1 pseudogene is annotated in these 856 nt (G+C 61.4%); it reads left to right on the forward strand.

Features of this window, described 5'->3' with window-relative positions:
• Positions 1 to 91 precede the first annotated feature (91 nt).
• A pseudogene (locus FNF32_RS14990) lies at positions 92 to 852 on the forward strand (IS5 family transposase).
• Positions 853 to 856: the final 4 nt, after the last annotated feature.

Raw genomic sequence — 856 nt, forward strand, 5'->3', positions numbered from 1 at the left:
CTAGGGCGTGTTGACAAAAGGGGTTCACCGGGCGCGGTGATCGTGATTCAAGCTGGTATCTGCAATGGAGACCAGCGTGGCACGAGACCTGATGTCGAACGACGAGTGGGCGTTCTTTAAACGCTTCATCCTGGCTGTCCGTTCTCCGAACGGCCGCAAGCCCACGAACCATCGGCTTGTTCTGGATGGGATTTTCTGGATCGCCCGAACGGGGTCGCCCTGGCGCGACCTGCCGGAAGAGTTCGGCAAATGGTCGTCTGTCTATCGGCAGTTCCGGCGCTGGACGTTGGCGAGGCTGTGGGAACAGATCCTGGAGGCGCTGAACGAGAGCCGGATCGTGCCGGATGCGCTGCAGATGATCGACAGCACCGTGGTTCGCGCTCATCATCAGGCAGCGGGCGCAAAAGGGGGACTCCGCGCCAAGGTTTCGGCCGCTCGCGCGGTGGCTTCACGACCAAGATCCATCTGCGGGTCAATGCGGCAGGCCTGCCCATGAGAACCGAAATCACGGCCGGGCAGACATCGGACTACCTCGGCTTCGATCTGGTCATGGCTGACAACCTGCCCGAGCCAAGCGTTCTGCTCGCAGACCGCGGCTACGACTCCGACAACATCCGCAAGACCATGGAGGTGCGCGACGTGGTGCCGGTCATCCCCATGCGCAAAACCCGGAAGCTACGGGTCGCCGTTGACCGCAGGCTCTACCGCCTGCGCAATCTCGTTGAGCGGTGCTTCAACAAGCTCAAGAATGCCCGTCGCGTCGCCACCCGCTACGACAAGACCGCCGAAAGCTTCCTGGGCTTCATCGACATCACGTCGATCCGCTTATGGCTCCGCCATTTGTCAACATGACCTA

Source organism: Paracoccus marinus (genome assembly GCF_007018965.1).
GTDB classification, from domain to species: Bacteria; Pseudomonadota; Alphaproteobacteria; order Rhodobacterales; family Rhodobacteraceae; genus Paracoccus; species Paracoccus marinus.